Origin of the sequence: Streptomyces sp. NBC_00236 (assembly GCF_036195045.1) — a bacterium.
GTDB lineage: Bacteria > Actinomycetota > Actinomycetes > Streptomycetales > Streptomycetaceae > Streptomyces.
Map to the genome: position 1 here is coordinate 121,744 of NZ_CP108100.1, position 16,038 is coordinate 137,781.

At 70.6% G+C, this 16,038-nt stretch carries 11 protein-coding genes and 1 pseudogene; 7 read left to right on the forward strand and 5 right to left on the reverse strand.

Features of this window, described 5'->3' with window-relative positions; genetic code table 11:
- Positions 1 to 54: 54 nt before the first annotated feature.
- The 3 genes and pseudogenes from OG446_RS00605 to OG446_RS00615 all read left to right on the forward strand — a co-directional run bounded on the left by OG446_RS00605 (position 55) and on the right by OG446_RS00615 (position 3,901).
- Positions 55 to 1,584, forward strand: a complete 1,530-nt coding sequence (locus tag OG446_RS00605; protein ID WP_328892112.1) for an SDR family oxidoreductase — start codon at positions 55 to 57, stop codon at positions 1,582 to 1,584.
- A 69-nt stretch (positions 1,585 to 1,653) separates the two neighbouring features.
- Positions 1,654 to 3,027, forward strand: a complete 1,374-nt coding sequence (locus OG446_RS00610; protein ID WP_328892113.1) for a cryptochrome/photolyase family protein — start codon at positions 1,654 to 1,656, stop codon at positions 3,025 to 3,027.
- Between the two features lie 169 nt (positions 3,028 to 3,196).
- Positions 3,197 to 3,901, forward strand: a pseudogene (locus OG446_RS00615) (DUF1275 family protein).
- Between the two features lie 114 nt (positions 3,902 to 4,015).
- Here OG446_RS00615 and OG446_RS00620 read toward each other — a convergent pair.
- Positions 4,016 to 4,279 carry a type B 50S ribosomal protein L31 gene (locus OG446_RS00620; protein ID WP_328892114.1) on the reverse strand — a complete coding sequence of 88 codons (264 nt, stop codon included), beginning with the start codon at positions 4,277 to 4,279 and terminating at the stop codon, positions 4,016 to 4,018.
- A 67-nt stretch (positions 4,280 to 4,346) separates the two neighbouring features.
- Complete coding sequence (rpmG, locus tag OG446_RS00625; protein ID WP_328898162.1) at positions 4,347 to 4,511, reverse strand: 50S ribosomal protein L33; 165 nt, start codon at positions 4,509 to 4,511, stop codon at positions 4,347 to 4,349.
- 216 nt (positions 4,512 to 4,727) lie between these two features.
- On the opposite strand from rpmG, the gene OG446_RS00630 reads away from it, so the two are divergent.
- Together OG446_RS00630 and OG446_RS00635 are read left to right on the forward strand one after the other, a co-directional pair.
- Positions 4,728 to 5,021 (forward strand): hypothetical protein, encoded by a 294-nt coding sequence (locus OG446_RS00630; protein ID WP_328892115.1) that lies wholly within the window; start codon positions 4,728 to 4,730, stop codon positions 5,019 to 5,021.
- A gap of 322 nt (positions 5,022 to 5,343) precedes the next feature.
- Positions 5,344 to 6,804: a PP2C family protein-serine/threonine phosphatase gene (locus OG446_RS00635; protein WP_328892116.1), complete on the forward strand. Its 1,461-nt coding sequence runs from the start codon at positions 5,344 to 5,346 to the stop codon at positions 6,802 to 6,804.
- 95 nt (positions 6,805 to 6,899) lie between these two features.
- On the opposite strand, the gene OG446_RS00640 is transcribed toward OG446_RS00635, so the two are convergent.
- Positions 6,900 to 8,396 carry a DNA-binding protein NsdB gene (locus tag OG446_RS00640; RefSeq protein WP_328892117.1) on the reverse strand — a complete coding sequence of 499 codons (1,497 nt, stop codon included), beginning with the start codon at positions 8,394 to 8,396 and terminating at the stop codon, positions 6,900 to 6,902.
- 231 nt (positions 8,397 to 8,627) lie between these two features.
- Here OG446_RS00640 and OG446_RS00645 point away from each other — a divergent pair, with 231 nt between their 5' ends.
- A complete protein-coding gene (locus OG446_RS00645; protein WP_328892118.1) occupies positions 8,628 to 9,767 on the forward strand; it encodes an aminoglycoside phosphotransferase family protein in 1,140 nt (379 codons plus the stop codon).
- Positions 9,768 to 9,866: 99 nt separating this feature from the next.
- Here the strand turns inward: OG446_RS00645 and OG446_RS00650 are convergent, their stop codons facing one another.
- Positions 9,867 to 11,198, reverse strand: coding sequence for an N-acetylmuramoyl-L-alanine amidase (locus tag OG446_RS00650; protein ID WP_328892119.1), 1,332 nt, complete (start codon positions 11,196 to 11,198; stop codon positions 9,867 to 9,869).
- Positions 11,199 to 11,598: 400 nt separating this feature from the next.
- Here OG446_RS00650 and OG446_RS00655 point away from each other — a divergent pair, with 400 nt between their 5' ends.
- Positions 11,599 to 13,812, forward strand: a complete 2,214-nt coding sequence (locus tag OG446_RS00655) for a terpene synthase family protein (RefSeq protein WP_328892120.1) — start codon at positions 11,599 to 11,601, stop codon at positions 13,810 to 13,812.
- Here the strand turns inward: OG446_RS00655 and OG446_RS00660 are convergent.
- Positions 13,788 to 16,022, reverse strand: a complete 2,235-nt coding sequence (locus OG446_RS00660) for a glycoside hydrolase family 95 protein (protein ID WP_328892121.1) — start codon at positions 16,020 to 16,022, stop codon at positions 13,788 to 13,790. The two genes, OG446_RS00655 and OG446_RS00660, sit on opposite strands and share 25 nt — an antisense overlap.
- Positions 16,023 to 16,038 lie beyond the last annotated feature (16 nt).

Genomic DNA, 16,038 nt, shown 5'->3' on the forward strand with positions numbered 1-16,038 from the left:
GGGTACGGATACGGCCCGGCGGACACGACGGGACGAAACCGATCCGGAGGTCTCATGACGAGCGACCGCGGGAATCAGCCTCTGCACTGTCTGGTCACCGGCGCCACCGGTTACATCGGTGGGCGCCTGGTCCCGGAACTGCTCGCGGCGGGGTACCGGGTGCGCTGCCTGGCGCGCAGCCCGGAGAAGCTGCGGGACTACCCGTGGGCGGGTGAGGTGGAGATCGTGCGCGGCGACGTCACCGACGCGCGGTCGCTGGCCCCCGCGATGCGGGACGTCGACGTGGCCTATTACCTGGTTCACGCCCTGACGTCCGGCGGTGGTTTCGAGGAGACGGACCGCAGGGCCGCCACGGTCTTCGGCGAGCAGGCGCGGGACGCGCGGGTCGGCCGCATCGTCTACCTCGGCGGCCTCATTCCGTCCGACGTACCGGAAGAGGAGCTGTCACCCCATCTGCGGTCGCGGGCCGAGGTCGGCAGGATCCTGCTGGCGTCCGGCGTCCCGACCACCGCGCTGCGGGCCGCCGTCATCATCGGATCCGGATCGGCCTCCTTCGAAATGCTGCGCTATCTGACGGAACGGCTGCCCGTCATGGTGACGCCGAGCTGGGTGTCCACACGGATCCAGCCGATCGCGGTCCGGGACGTGCTGCGCCTCCTGGTGGGCAGTGCCCGGATGCCGCATGAGGTGAACCGCACCTTCGACATCGGCGGGCCCGACATCGTCACGTACCGCGAGATGATGCAGCGGTACGCGGAGGTCGCGGACCTTCCGCACCGGCTGATCCTGCCCGTGCCGATGCTGACCCCCCGGTTGTCCAGCCACTGGATCGGCCTGGTCACACCCGTGCCGCGGTCGATCGCCCGCCCGCTCGCCGAGTCGCTGCGGTACGAGGTCGTGTGCCGGGAGCACGACATCGCGGCGTACGTTCCCGACGGCCCGGGGCAGCCTTTCGGCCTCGACAAGGCGCTGCGGCTGGCACTGCAACGGGTCCGGGAGGCCCGGGTGACCACGAGGTGGTCGTCCGCGTCGGTTCCCGGGGTGCCGAGCGACCCGCTGCCCACCGACCCCGACTGGGCCGGCGGAAGCCTGTACACGGATGTCCGCCGGTGCGACGTCGACACGTCCCCGGAGGCACTGTGGCGCGTCGTCGAGGGGATCGGCGGCGAGCACGGCTGGTATTCGTTCCCGCTCGCCTGGGCGGTGCGCGGGTGGCTCGACCGGCTGGTGGGAGGGGTGGGTCTGCGACGCGGACGGCGGGACACCGACCGGCTGCGGGTGGGCGACTCACTGGACTTCTGGCGCGTCGAGGAGATCGAACCGGGCCGTCTGCTCAGGCTGCGCGCGGAGATGCGACTGCCGGGCCTGGCGTGGCTGGAGATGTCCGTGGAACCCGACGGCCGGGGCGGGGCGCGTTACCGTCAGCGAGCCCTGTTCCATCCGCGCGGGCTGCTCGGTCACACGTACTGGTGGAGCGTGTGGCCCTTCCACTCCCTCGTCTTCGGCGGGATGGCCCGCAACATCGCCCGTACGGCGGCGGGTGCGGCGTCACCCGAACCGGCGAGCGCCGAGGTGACGCGCTGACCGGTGGGTCCGCGGACGGTCCCGGGGACGGCAGCATGGCAGGTCCCCGGCCTCCCCAGGAGTTGCGCCATGACCGTTGCGGTCGTCCTGTTCACTTCCGACCTCCGGCTGCACGACCACCCGCCCCTGCGAGCCGCCCTTGCCTCCTCGGACGAGATCGTGCCGCTGTTCGTCCGTGACAGCGGGATCGAGGAGTCCGGGTTCGCCGCCCCGAACCGTCTGGCCTTCCTCGCCGACTGTCTCCGGGATCTGGACGCCGGGCTGCGTGAGCGGGGCGGCCGGCTGGTGATCCGCTCGGGCGACGTCGTCGGGGAGGTGGGCCGGATCGTCTCGGAGACGGGTGCGGCGGACGTCCATCTCGCGGCCGGCGTCAGCGCCTACGCACGTCGGCGTGAGGAGCGGCTGCGCGAGGCGCTGGAGTCCGGCGGCCGGCGGCTGCACGTCCACGACGGCGTGGTGACCGCCGTCGCGCCCGGTGCCGTGACTCCCGCGGGATCCGACCACTTCGCCGTGTTCACGCCGTACTTCAGGCGCTGGTCGGCACAGCGGGTACGGGATGCCTTCGCCGCGCCACGCACCGTGCGGGTCCCGGACGGCCCGGGGTCCGAGGAGGTGCCGGCCCGCAGCGCGGTGTCCGGGGTGTCGGAGGGCCTGGCCGAGGGCGGTGAGCGGCAGGCCCGCAGGCAGCTGACCGCATGGCGGCGCCAAGGGCTCGCGGGGTACGAGGAAGGTCACGACGACCTGTCCGGAGACGCCACGTCACGGCTCTCGCCGCATCTCCACTTCGGCACCCTGTCCCCCGTCGAGCTCATCCACCGGGCCCGCTCCGCCGGCGGTGCGGGGGCAGACGCCTTCGTACGGCAGCTGTGCTGGCGCGAGTTCCATCATCAGGTCCTCGCGGCCCGGCCCGCCGCGTCCCGCCAGGACTACCGCACCCGGCACGACCACTGGCGCTCCGGGGCGGAGGCGGGCCAGGACATCGAGGCCTGGCAGCAGGGCCGCACCGGCTTCCCGGTGGTCGACGCGGCGATGCGCCAGCTGCGCCACGAGGGATGGATGCACAACCGCGGCAGGCTCCTCGCCGCGGGCTTCCTCACCAAGACGCTGTACGTGGACTGGCGCATCGGTGCACAGCACTTCCTGGACCTGCTGGTCGACGGCGATGTCGCCAACAACCAGCTGAACTGGCAGTGGATGGCCGGGACCGGGACGGACAGCCGGCCCAACCGGGTGCTCAACCCCGTGGTCCAGGGCAAGCGGTACGACCCGGACGGCAGCTACGTCCGGCGCTGGGTGCCGGAGCTGGCCGCGGTGGCCGGGGCCGCCGTGCACGAGCCGTGGAAGCTACGGGGGCCGGCGCACGACCGGCCGGACTACCCACAACCGGTGGTGGAGCTGACGGAAGGGCTGGCCCGCTTCAGGAGGGCGCGGGGCCTGGACTGAGGGCCGTGCGGGCGTCCGGCCCCGGTGCCGCATCCGCCGCGCCGAGCCGGGAGCAACACCGTACGGCCGGACGGACGGCGGCGAGGATGCTGTCGTGCCGACTTCCCCCGCATCCACCGAACCGGCCGCCCGTGACACCGCGGACGGTCCCCGCGCCCACGCGGCGCTGTTGCTGCTGTCGGCGGCCTCCGGGGCGGCGGACGCCTTCGTCTTCATCTGCGTCGGCCAGGTCTTCGCCGGTGTGATGACGGGCAACCTGGTCCTGCTGGGCGCCGCGGCCGCGGGGGCGGGCGAGGAGGGAGTCGCGCTGCGCGTGATCACCGCGCTGGTCTCGTACGGGTGCGGGGTGGCCTGGGGCGCGGTGACGGGCGAGCGGACGTGGTGGCGGCTGCCCGTCATGCTGCTGGTCGAGGTGGTGCTGCTCACGGCCGGCGCCGTGCTGTGGGCGTGCGGCCTGATCACGTCGGACGCGGACCGGCTGGGCCTCCTGGTCGTGATGGGGCTCGCGATGGGCATCCAGGGCCGTGTCCGGGCGACGCCCACGAACTACTTCACCGGAACGCTGACCTCCCTCGTCGGACGGCTGGCCCTGGGGTCGTGGCGTCCGGGTGACGGCTGGGTGGTCGGCCGGCTGCTCGCCGTCGTGGCGGGCGCTGCTGCGGCCGCGCTGACGGTGCGCCTGTGGCCTGCGTCCGGTGCCGTGGCTGCGGCGGGACTGGCGGCCGCTGCGCTCCTCGTGGAAGCCGCCGGGCGGCGGGCCGTCCGGGCGTAGGGCGGGTACGCCCCGGACAAGGGGAAGCCCCGGCCGGATCGGGGGATTCCAGCCGGGGCGGTTCTGGTGTGGGCGCTCAGCGCGTCGTCCACGTATAGGTGAACGATAAATCATCTGGCCGTGTTCCCGGGAATCCGCGGCCCGGGCTGTGATCCAGGGCACGGTTCACAGCCCGCGTGGGCACGGCTTCGCCCACCGGCCACGAGGACCGCGGCATCACTCACCGGCGGCGGGCACTCCGCTGCCGTAACGGCGGTTGAACTGCTCGATCCGGCCGGCCGTGTCCAGCACCTGACGGGTCCCCGTGTAGAACGGGTGGCTCGCCGACGAGGTCTCCACGTCGATGACCGGGTAGCTCCGGCCGTCCTCCCACGTCACCCGCTGATCGGAGTCCGCGGTGGAACGGGTCAGGAAGGCCTCCCCGGCAGCGCGGTCACGGAAGACCACCGGACGGGAGACGGGGTGGATTCGGGACTTCATGGGCATTCCTTCCCTGGTGCGAGATCGGTTGGACGACAGGGGCCGTCCGGCAGCGGTCGAACGACGGTCAGCGTTCCTCGCGGAACAGAACGTGCAGGCCTGCGGCGGGGTCGTACTTGCGCAGCACCAGACGGTCGGGGTTGTTGCGGCGGTTCTTGCGCGTCACATAGCTCTGACCGGTTCCGGCGGTCGAGCGAAGGGTGACGACGGGACGGGTCTCACTGCGGGCCATGGGCACCTCCGGCTCCTGTACCGATCCCACGCCTTGATGGCAATGGGATTCGTTTTCGTTCTGCTCCTGTAACGCGGGCGCACACCGGCGCATTCCCGGACCGCCCACCACCTCCCGCGGGGCTCCCGAGCACCCTTCGGCAGCCGTCACGTGGGACCTCGACGCTCGTTGATCGCTGTGCCCGGCACTTCAGCCGACTCCCTAGGAACGTGAGCCATGCGCCTGAAGAACACCCTGACCACTCTCGCGGCCACCGCGATGATCACCGCCTCCTGCATGACCGCGGCAGGCCCGGCGGCCGCCGCCGGCGACACGGCACCCGCCTGCGTGGCGCGCGAGGTCATCAAGCAGAACAAGACGGCCTGGACGACCAACAACTGCGGCCGGAACATGCACATCCAGCTGGTGATCAACAACGGTCCCGACAGGAGTTGCTGGACCACCTCGCCCGGCGAGACCCTCGAGTGGAAGTGGAAGATGGGCTCGTACGGCCGCATCGCCCTCTGCTGACACCACGGAGACAAGCATCACCCCGGAGCCCCCGCCCAGGCGGGGGCTCCGCCCGCATATGCCCGTACGCGACCCGCGCACACCGCGCGAGGACGGCGCGCACGGACGCACAACAGCCATCGGGCGCCGGGTGACTTGCATCAACGCCCGCAGACAGCAAGGGTGTTCGATGGAATCGGGTTCCGATCAGCCGCTGACATATGCCGGATGCAAGAACGCGTCGAGTGTTGCCAAACCACTTACGGGCTCGTGTCGGCTGTGCCACAGTCGTATCCGGTCCACCCTCAGACCTGGTTGTACCGCGCCTGTATCGGAGTACGACATGCCGCCCCACCCGCCTGCGGACCACCCCGCCCCCCAGCCGTCCGAACGTGATGCCGTCGACGCGTTGATCAACCGGACGCACCGGCTGCGCGGAGACGTGGACGCGGTGCGGCGTGACACCGTCCTCATCGACGAGGACGACCCGCAGCTGCGCTGGCAGCGCGCACTGTGCGACCTGGCGGTCCATCAGCTCGATGATCTCGGCGCACATCTGGGACAGCTCAAGCAGGGACTGCTCTCCGGGGCCGCGGAACAGTTCTCAGCCGGGGCGGCGCACCCCGCCGGCCATGTCCCGGCCCCCGGCGAGCAGCCGGGTTCGCTGATCGGCAGGGTGGGCAGCGCCGAATGGAATCTGCTGACCGACGAGGTGAGCTGGTCCGACGAACTGCTCCAGATCTTCGGCCGCACACCCGAGGCGGGGCCGCTCTCACTGGACGACCTGCCTTCCGTACTCCTGCCCGAGGACCAGCCCGTGCTCACGGCCCTGGTGACCGACTGCCTGGTCGACGGCAAACCGATAGACGGCGAGTTCCGCATCCTGCGCACGGACGGGCAGATGCGGACCCTGCACATGATGGGTGAACCCGTCCTGGATGCTGACGGCTGCACGGCTTCCATGTGGGCGGTCCTGCGCGATGTCAGCGCGCTGCGCCGCAGCCAGCAGGTGGTGCACCGCACCCAGGACTCGCTCCAGCGACAGCAGCACATCGCAAGGACCGAGCGCCGGATGGCCGTGGAACTGCAGGAGGCCGTGCTTCCCCCGTGGCGGGGTTCGCTGACCCTCCCCGGCCAGGGGCCCGGCTCGCTGGACATCGCGGCCCACTACCTGCCGTCGGATTCCAGCGCCCTGATCGGCGGCGGCTGGTACGACGCGATGCAGCTTCCGGACGGCCGGACGCTGCTCACGGTCGGCGATCTGACCGGTCACGGCATCCAGGCGACCTCCACCATGGCGATGATCCTGGGTGCGCTGCGCGGCATGGCGGTGGCCGGTATCGAGCCCGGAGCCCTGATGGGGCACCTCAACCAGTTACTCGAGACATCGATCCAGCCCGCACTGGGCAGCGCGGTGTGCTGCCGGTTCGACCCCGCCACCCGCAGGCTGGACTGGGCGCAGGCCGGACACCCGGCGCCCCTGCTCTTCCGCAACGGCGTCGGGCGCCCGGTCCCCCCGCCGGACGGAGTGCTCCTCGGAGCGGCGTCCGGGGTCGCGTACGAGCAGGACGAAGTACACCTGCTGCCCGGTGATGTGCTGGTGCTCCACACCGACGGGCTGGCCCGGGGCGCCGGGAGCGCGCACAACGGTCTCCGTCCGGGCACGGAAACGCTGCTCGGACTCGCACCGCGCTTCGCCGAGGCCCGCTCGGCGCAGGAGTGCGTACGCACGGTCGCCGAGGAGTTCGGCGGCACCGAGCGACTGGACGATGCGTGCGTGCTGATCGCCCGCATCGGCGCGTAGCCGCAGCGACGGGGAAGAACGGGCGCTGAAGGGGACGACGGCATTCCCACGGGGCGCCTCTTGTTGACAGCACCTCGTCCTCGTGTCGCCAAGGGTCAGATCTCCGAACTCCTGGGCCTCTTGATGATGGAGCTCTGGGGCAGCGAGAGCTGGATCTCCTCACGCAGGTCCTCGATCTTCGCGTAGCCCGCGAACTGACCCGTCAGCCGGTACATTTCGCGCAGCCGGTCCCAGGTGCGGTGGGAGGAGGTCTCCCCCATCGTCACCAGGGCCAGTCGTGCGTAGCGGTCGGCCTGTTCGGGGTCGTCGGCGATGAAGCAGGCCGAGGCGAGCGAGATGTAGTCGAAGATCTTCGACCGCTGGCGTCCGTTGCGCCGCAGTTCCAGCGCCTGCTTCGCGTGGCGCTGGGCGGTGACGGCGGCCGAGGGGTCGTGCTCGGCCAGCGTGCGAAAGGCCAGGGCCTGCATGCCGTGCAAATCTGCCTCGTCGAACATCTGCATCCAACTGGGCGGAGGTACATCGCCCTTGTCGGAGATGAAGAGTTCTTCCGCCCGGCCCAGGGTGCGCCGCATGGCCTGTCCCCGGCCCATGGACGCCTGTGCCCAGGCCTCGATGGTGTGCAGCATTGCCTGGGTGCGCGGCAGGACCATGTCGCCCGAGCCGGACTTGGCGAGTTTCATGAGGTCGAGTGCATCGTCGGGACGGCCCAGGTGGACCATCTGCCGGGCTGCCCGGGAGAGTGCCTCCCCCGCCCGCGGACGGTCACCGCCTTCACGCGCGGCGTGCGCGGCGATGACGAAGTACTTCTGCGCGGTGGGTTCGAGGCCGATGTCATGGGACATCCAGCCCGCGAGCACGGCGAGGTTGGCGGCGACGCCCCAGAGGCGGCGCTGCAGGTGGTCGGGGTGGCGGTAGGCGAGCATGCCGCCCACCTCGTTCAGCTGGCCCACCACTGCCTTGCGCTGGAGGCCTCCGCCGTGGGAGGCGTCCCAGGCGCGGAACACCTCCACGGAGCGTTCCAGCGCCTCGATCTCCTCCGAGCCGATGGGCGCGGCCTCGTACCGGTCGTAGCCGGCCGGGTCCGCGTGCACGGGGTCGTCGATACGTGGGGCGTCGGCCGCCAGTACGGGGTCGGTGTGCAGCCAGTCGTGCATGGGGCCGGCGATCGTGGAGCCGGCGGCGAGCGCGGCGCCCGCGCTCACCAAGCCGCGTCGGTTGAGCATGAGGTCCATTCCCGTGAATTCGGTGAGGACCGCTGCCGTCCGCTCGGGCGCCCACGGGAGTTGGTCGGGATTGGCTTCCGTCCCGGCCTCTCGCCGCTTCCCCACACGCCCGCGTCGGCCGAACCCGAGGTCCTCGATGGTCACGACACGACCGAGCCGCTCGGTGAACAGGGCTGCCAGCACTTCGGGCACCGGATCGCGCGGGGACTCCCCCATGTCGATCCATCGCCTCACGCGCGAGGTGTCGGTGGCCAGTTGGGGGTGGCCCATGGCCGCCGCCTGCCTGTTCACCATTCTCGCGAGTTCACCCTTGGACCAGCCGGCAAGGCCGAACAGGTCGGAAAGGCGGGTGTTGGGTTCTCCGGTCACGTCAAGCCCCCAGGTTCTCGGCTGTGTTGACAGTAACCCCCTGTCAGATGCCCTGCGACTATTCGCCAGGCTTCGCCAGGGGTCGCCATGTTCTCTGCCACGGGCACACCGGTGTCAGGTAGGAGTGCGCCACCCCGCCCGGCAGCCCTAGGTACTCCCCAGGGTGCCGAACGGCCGCCGGCCGGGGCGGCGCACGCAACTTGTCGGCGCACGAAGGGATCTGTCTCGCCCATGTACACAGCATCGTCCTCCGTGTCCGCCCCGCCCCGGCCGCTGCGTCCCCTGGGAGCGGGTGGCGGACCGTATCTCGACCCCCGCGCCGCCGTGCCCGCGCCCGGCATCGGCCGGACCCGGCGCGCGGCAGGGCCGGGCGCCCCCTCGCTCAGCGGACGGCTGGACCTGTCCGGTCCGCAGGGTGCCCAGCTGAGGATGGCGATCGCCTCCGTGCACCGGATCTGCCCGGAGTTCAACCCGGTACAGGTACTGCGGCGCAGCGGCCGTTCGGTGCTCCTCGTCGGTTCCACCGGCCGCGCGACCGCTGTCGCCAAGTGTTTACTGGACCACTCCCCCGCGTGGTCGGAGCGGTTCCGCCACGAAATAGCGGCATACCGGGCGTTCGTCCGGCACCGCCCCCCGGTCCGGGTGCCCCGGCTCATCGCAGCGGACCCGGAGAACTGCACCCTGGTCATCGAGCGGATGCCCGGGCGGGTGGCGGCGCTGACGAGGCACCCTTCGGAGGCTCCGCCGAGGGCGGATCTGCGTGCGGTACTCGGTGCGGTCAGCCGGGTCAACGCCTGGCGACCCCCGTCCGGCCTGTTCGACGCCCCGCTGGACTACGCGGCACGGATCGCTCGCTATCACGAGCTCGGTCTGTTCACCGACCGCGATCTGGGAGACCTGCAGAAGCTGCTGCACGGCCTCGCCGTCGCCGGGGGCCGTCAGGGCATGGGGCAGTTCTGCCACGGTGACGCCCTGCTCTCCAACATCCTGCTGTCGCCCACCGGTCCGGTACTGGTGGACTGGGAACACGCCGGCTGGTATCTGCCGGGCTACGACCTGGCGACGCTCTGGGCGGTCCTGGGCGATGCGCCGGTGGCGCGGCGTCAGATCAGCCAGCTGGCCCAGGTCGCGGGTCCCGCGGCGAGGGATGCGTTCCTGGTCAATCTGATGCTCGTGCTGACACGGGAGATCCGTACGTACGAAACGGCCCTGCAGCGGGCCATGCGGGACACCAGTGCACCGGCCCGGACCGGGCAGGAGCGTCCGGGCGCGCTCTCCTCGGGTGAGGAGCAGCGGCTGCTGCTTCGCCGCCTGCACGACGACTGCGCCATGGCGCGGAGTGCGGTCCGAGCCGCGGTCGGCACTCGCTGACCTGTCCGACGGGGGATGCGCGCTGCGGGTCCGGTGCCGACACACCGGGCCCGCAGCGCGCTGTTGTGCTGCCCTGACCACTCGGAGCGGTGTATCCGCTCAGTGTGCGCGGACGATGTCCACGTCGGATGCCTTCACGAAGGCGATGCGGTGGCCGATCTGGACCGTCACGTACTTCTCCTTGCCACGGAAGTAGGCGTGGTCCAGGGGGTAGGAGGAGTCGATCGTCGGTGCGTAGAAGAAGCCGGTGGGGGCCTCTCCGCCACCGGGATAGGACTGACCGGCCTTGATGGTGTACTGCAGGGCCGTGCCCACCCGCCGGTCCGCGAAGTCGGCGGGGTACTCGGACTTCTCCGGGTACGCGACCCCGTACACCGGTACCTCCGTCCTGCCGGCCTTCGGCTTGACCACGTAGCCGGACGTGGGGGTGGTGGTGCGGGTGCGGGCCGGCGTGCTGAACCAGGCCTTCTTGCCGTACCACCAGATCGCTGTCCAGCCGGGTGCGTGGTCGGCGACGACCGCCTGCTGGGTGGCGCTGATCTTGCTGCCCCAGTCGGCGGCGCAGTTGGTGCCGGGCGACCCGTCCGTGTGCAGGCCCGGGTCGGAGAAGAGCGGTGCGTCCTCGGAGGGTTCCGTGTGCAGCGGCACGGCGCTGGAGCCCTGTAGGGGGAGGTCGATGCCCTTCTCGCAGTCACGGAAGGCCTGCTGGTTGTCCTTGAACCGCGGGCTGACGGTGATGAGTTCGCTGCTCTTGCGGGCGGTCGGCACGGTGGGCTTGCCGAGGAGCGCCATGAAGCGGTTCCAGTCCCAGTAGGTGCCCGGGTCCCAGTGCATGTTCTTGGTACCGGCGGCGCTGGTGGGCGGCACCCCGTCGTGGCCGATGATGTGCTGGCGGTCGAGGGGGATGTCGTACGTGGCGGCGAGGTAGCGCACGAGCGCAGCCGTCGAGCGGTACATCTCGGGGGTGTACCACTTCGCGCCCTCGGTGGCGACGCCCTCCTGCTCGATGCCGATCGAGTGGCTGTTGACGTACCAGTTGCCGGCCTGCCAGGCGACGTCCTCGTTCTTCACCATCTGCGTGACATGTCCGTCGCCGGATCGCACGACATAGTGGGCCGAGGTCTGTTTCAGCGGGTTCTGGAAGATCTTCAGGGTGGTGTCGAAGTCCTCCTCCGTGTCATGGAGGACGATGAACTTGATCTTGTTGCTGTGCGGCCGGTCCGCGGTGTCGTAGTTGCCGTACGTCTCCTTGTCGGCCGGATCGCCGGTCTGCTGGTAGGCGGCCGGGACCCAGTCGCAGTCCAGACCGCGCGGGCACTGTGGCCGTACCCCGTCCGCGCCCGCGTGTGCCGCGGGACTGAGCAGCGCGAGACTCAGTGCGCCGACGGTGGTCAGCGCGCGTGCGCGTCCGGTCCTCTGCTTGGACGTCATGACAACCCTTCTTGGAGCTGGGTGTTTCCCGAGCCGTGCGTGTCGAGAGGTGTGCGTGTTCCGATCTCGCGTGCCGCTGTGCGCGCACACTCTCCGACCTGAGGTGATGGCACGTCAAGGGTGTGGTGGGGGCCGCGGGTCGAGCCAGTGGACCAGACCACTGGCAGGTGCTCTGACCTGCGAAGGGAAGGTGCCGACGAGAGGGTGGCGGTGCCGTGTTACCTGAGTTTTACGCGGGGCCGAGCCTGCCGGCACGGCTCTGCCCGTCCCTCGAACGAGCGCACTTCTTGTGTGACTAATCGCGGCTGTGCGTGCCTCGAACGGCCGAAGGGTAGTCCTGGCGCGGAACGACCGCACCGCGTGACGCTCACGCGGAGGCTCACCGAAAGGCCGGACGCACATGGCACAGCCCTTCACCCTGCCGGACTTCTATGTTCCGTATCCGGCGCGCCTCAACCCGCACGTCGAGGAGGCACGGCAGCACACGAAGACGTGGGCACGGGCCATAGGGATGCTGGAGGGGTCCGGCATCTGGGAGGAGAAGGACCTCGACTCCCACGACTACGCGCTGCTGTGCGCATACACGCATCCCGACTGCTCGGCCGAGGCCCTGTCCCTGGTCACCGACTGGTACGTGTGGGTCTTCTTCTTCGACGACCACTTCCTGGAGCTCTTCAAGCGCACCCCTGACCGCGAGGGCGGCAAGCGCTACCTGGACCGGCTGCCCGCGTTCATGCCGATGGAGCGGGGTGCGCCGACGCCCGAGCCGGAGAACCCGGTGGAGGCGGGGCTGGCGGATCTGTGGGCGCGGACGGTGCCCGGCATGTCGGACGCGTGGCGGCTTCGGTTCGCGGAGTCGACGAAGAACCTGCTGAACGAGTCGCTGTGGGAGCTCGCCAACATCAACGAGGGCCGCATCGCGAACCCGGTCGAGTACATCGAGATGCGGCGGAAGGTGGGCGGCGCCCCCTGGTCAGCGGGGCTGGTGGAATACGCGGCGGGCACCGAGGTCCCGGAGGCGGTGGCCGGCGAACGGGCGCTGCGCGTGCTGCGTGACGCGTTCTCCGACGGCGTCCACCTGCGCAACGACCTGTTCTCGTACCAGCGGGAGGTCGAGGACGAGGGCGAGAACAGCAACGGCGTCCTGGTCCTTGAGCGTTTCCTCGGCTGCTCGACGCAGGAGGCCGCCGATGCGGTCAACGATCTGCTGACGTCCCGGCTCCAGCAGTTCGAGAACACGGCACTGACCGAACTGGGCCCGCTCTGCGCGGAGAAGGGCCTCGACGCGGCGCAGTCAGCGGCGGTGCTCGCGTACGTCAAAGGGCTGCAGGACTGGCAGTCCGGCGGCCATGAGTGGCACATGCGCTCCAGCCGCTACATGAACGACGGCGGCGCCGGGCAGGCCGAGCCGGGCTTCGGGATGGCCGCCGCGTCGATCCGCTTCACCCCACGCTCGGAAACCGCCAGGCTGCGCAGCCACGCCCATCTGCCGTACCAGCATGTGGGCCCGTCCCTGCTGCCCGACTTCGATCTTCCGTTCGGTACGACGCTCAGTCCGCACCTGGACGGGGCCCGGCTCCGCATCGTCGAGTGGGCGGACCGGATGGGCATCCTCCAGGCACAGCCCGGGGTGCCCGGTTCGCACATCTGGGACGAGGAGCGGCTGCTGGCGATCGACCTCCCGCTGTGCGCTGCGGGGATCCACCCGGACGCCACCCCTGACGCGCTCGACCTGTCCTCGCAGTGGCTGGCGTGGGGGACCTACGGGGACGACTGGTTCCCGGTGGTGCACGGGCGGGCCCGTGACCTGGCGGGTGCCCGGCTGGCCAACGAGCGGCTGTCGCTCTTCATGCCGCTGGACGGGGCCGCACCGCCCGAGCCCGTCAACGCGCTGGAACGTGCCCTGTCCGACCTGTGGGAGCGCACCTCCACCCCCTTGGACGACAGTGGCAGGCGAGCGTTCCGCACCTCCATCGAGGACATGACGGCCAGTTGGCTGTGGGAGCTGGCGAACCAGGCGCAGAACCGGATCCCCGACCCGGTGGACTACGTCGAGATGCGGCGCATGACGTTCGGCTCGGACCTGACGATGAGCCTGTGCCGGCTGGGGCACGGCAGGAAGGTACCGCCGGAGATCTACGCGAGCGGCCCGCTGCGCTCCCTGGAGAACGCGGCGGCCGACTACGCCGCGCTGCTCAACGACCTGTTCTCGTACCAGAAGGAGATCGAGTACGAGGGTGAGGTGCACAACGGTGTGCTGGTGGTGCAGAACTTCTTCGGGGTGGACTACCCGACCGGGGTGGAGATCCTGTACGACCTGATGAAGTCCCGACTGCGACAGTTCCTGCATGTCGCCGAGCACGAACTTCCGGTGCTCTACGACGACTTCGAACTGGACGCCGAGGCGCGGGAGATCCTCGCCGGTTACGTCCAGGAGCTGAAGCACTGGATCGCGGGCATCCTGATCTGGCACCGGGGCTGCCGGCGCTACCGCGAGGAGGATCTGCGCCGGGGCACCGCGGCCCCGTGGCACCTGAGCGGTCCCACGGGGCTCGGCACCTCGGCGGCGCAGGTGACCTCGTTGTTCGCTCAGCTCTCGGGGGCCAGCGTGTAACGGCGTCCCGCCCGGGCCCTGATGACCTTCTCGCCGCTCGGGAACAGCGTGCTGCGTACGGTCACTTCACGGGTGCGGCCCGCCGTGATCACCACTCGGCGGGCCTTTCCGGCAGCCCATTCGATGTCGACGGTGAACCCCCCGCGGGCACGCAGTCCGCGCACGGAGCCGTCGGGCCACGCGGCGGGCAGTGCGGGCAGGATGTCGACGGTGTCGTGCTGACTCTGCAGCAGCATCTCCGCGATGCCGGAGGCGGCGCCGAAGTTCCCGTCGATCTGGAAAGGCGGGTGGGTGTCCCAGAGGTTGGGCAGGGTGGAGCCCTTCAGCTGTTCCGCGAGCATCTTGTGGGCGTGGCTGCCGTCCCGCAGCCTCGCCCAGAAGTTGATCTTCCAGGCCTTGGACCAGCCGGTGCCGCCGTCCCCGCGGGCCTTCAGGGAGACGGCGGCGGCCTCGGCCCAGTTGCTCCCCGCCTCGATCTGCCGGCCGGGGTGGAGGCCGAAGAGGTGCGAGACATGGCGGTGGGTGTCGGCCGGGTCGTCACGGTCGGTCTTCCACTCCTGGAGCTGCCCCCAGGACCCGGTGCGCAGGCCGGGATCCAGGCGGTCGAGGGCCGTTTCGAGACGGTCGCGGAAGGCGGGGGCGTCGCCGAGGGTGCGGGCGGCCTCCAGCGTGCTCGTGAGGAGGTCGTGGACGATCTGCTGGGACATCGCGGCCCCTGCGGTGAAGTCCCCGTGCTCGGGCGAGTAGCTCGGGGTGACGACGAGGAGTCCGTCGCGGGGGTCCGTGCGCAGATTGGCGAGCCAGAACTCGGCGGCCTCCTTCATCGCCGGGTAGGCGGTGGAGCGCAGATAGCCGGTGGAGCCGCTGAAGCGGTAGTGCTCGTACATCTGCTGGGTGAGCCAGGCGGCCGCTTCGGGGAACCAGAAGGCGGTGGACCAGTCGTGGACCCCGGTGAAGCCGTACGGATTGGTCTCGTTGTGCACGACCCAGCCGGCGGTGCCGAACATCTCCTTCGCCGTCCTGCGGCCGGGCTCGCGCATCGCCTCGACGTAGCGGTCGTAGGGGGCGGTGGTCTCGGCCAGGTTGGTGACCTCGGCGAGCCAGTAGTTCATCTGGAGGTTGATGTTGGTGTGGTAGTCGGCGGACCAGGGCGGGTTGGTCGCGTTGTTCCACACACCCTGGAGGTTGGCGGGCAGCGAGCCGGCCCGTGAGGAGGCGATGAGCAGGTAGCGGCCGTACTGGAAGAAGAGCGCTTCCAGGGCCCGGTCCGCGGCGCTCGCCGACCCGGTGTAGGAGCTCAGCAACCGGTCGGTGGGCAGGTCGGGGAGGTCCTGGCCGATGTCGAGGGCGACCCGGTCGAAGAGGGCGCGGTGGTCGTTCACATGGGCGGCGCGCACGCTCTCGTACGAGGCGGCCGCGGCGGTGTCGACGGCGGCCGTGACCTTGCGGTGCGGGTCCTCGCCCCGGTAGGCGGGGTAGGTGTCCGCGTAGTCGGTGCCCGCCGCCAGGCAGAACCACGCGTGGTCGGCACCGGTGACGGTGAGACTGCCGTCCGCCCCGGCAGTGACCTCGCCGCCCGAGGTGCGGACTCTGATCTGGGCCTCGAAGCGCAGTCCGTTGTCCTGGAGCGCGCCTCGGACGGTGAGCCGGTCACCGGCGGCGGAGGCCGTGAAGTCGCTGCGCGGCGAGGTGTAGCGCAGGGTGAAGGAAACGTGCCCCGGGCTGTCCGCCGCCAGCCGTCCGACGATGACGGAACTCGGGTGGGAGACGAAGAACTCCCTGGTGTGGGCCACCCCTTCGTGTGTGTAGGTCACGGACGCCAGGGCGGTGCGCAGGTCCAGGGCCCGCCGGTAGGAGGCGTCGGGGGCGGCCGGCGCGGTCGGTACGTCGAGGTGGAGCTCCCCGAGGACCTGGTAGGAGCCGTAGCCCCGGCGCGGCTGTCCGAGTTCGGCGGCCACCGCGTCGGGACCGAGGGCCCCCTCTCGGTCGAGGCGCTCCTGCACACCGGTGAGGGCGCCGGGCCTGGGGGCGGTCCAGTTGCCGAAGTCGTATCCCTGGGCCGAGCCGGGTCCGCCGGTCCAGAGCGTCTTCTCGTTGAGGGTGAGGAGTTCGGAGGCAAGCGTCCCGTGCACGCTCGCGCCCAGGGCCCCGCCGCCGATGGGCAGCGATTCTCGCTCCCAGTCGGCGGCGGGCGCCCGGTAGTGGAGCACTGGGTTCGGCAGCTCC

What these genes read in the sequence shown, in the direction of transcription:
- OG446_RS00635 (WP_328892116.1), top strand. Translation starts at nt 5,344, where the DNA reads ATGCCGCCCCACCCGCCTGCGGACCACCCCGCCCCCCAGCCGTCCGAA.
- OG446_RS00605 (WP_328892112.1), top strand. Translation starts at nt 55, where the DNA reads ATGACGAGCGACCGCGGGAATCAGCCTCTGCACTGTCTGGTCACCGGC.
- rpmG (WP_328898162.1), bottom strand. Translation starts at nt 4,511, where the DNA reads ATGGCCCGCAGTGAGACCCGTCCCGTCGTCACCCTTCGCTCGACCGCC.
- OG446_RS00650 (WP_328892119.1), bottom strand. Translation starts at nt 11,198, where the DNA reads ATGACGTCCAAGCAGAGGACCGGACGCGCACGCGCGCTGACCACCGTC.
- OG446_RS00620 (WP_328892114.1), bottom strand. Translation starts at nt 4,279, where the DNA reads ATGAAGTCCCGAATCCACCCCGTCTCCCGTCCGGTGGTCTTCCGTGAC.
- OG446_RS00645 (WP_328892118.1), top strand. Translation starts at nt 8,628, where the DNA reads ATGTACACAGCATCGTCCTCCGTGTCCGCCCCGCCCCGGCCGCTGCGT.
- OG446_RS00610 (WP_328892113.1), top strand. Translation starts at nt 1,654, where the DNA reads ATGACCGTTGCGGTCGTCCTGTTCACTTCCGACCTCCGGCTGCACGAC.
- OG446_RS00655 (WP_328892120.1), top strand. Translation starts at nt 11,599, where the DNA reads ATGGCACAGCCCTTCACCCTGCCGGACTTCTATGTTCCGTATCCGGCG.
- OG446_RS00630 (WP_328892115.1), top strand. Translation starts at nt 4,728, where the DNA reads ATGCGCCTGAAGAACACCCTGACCACTCTCGCGGCCACCGCGATGATC.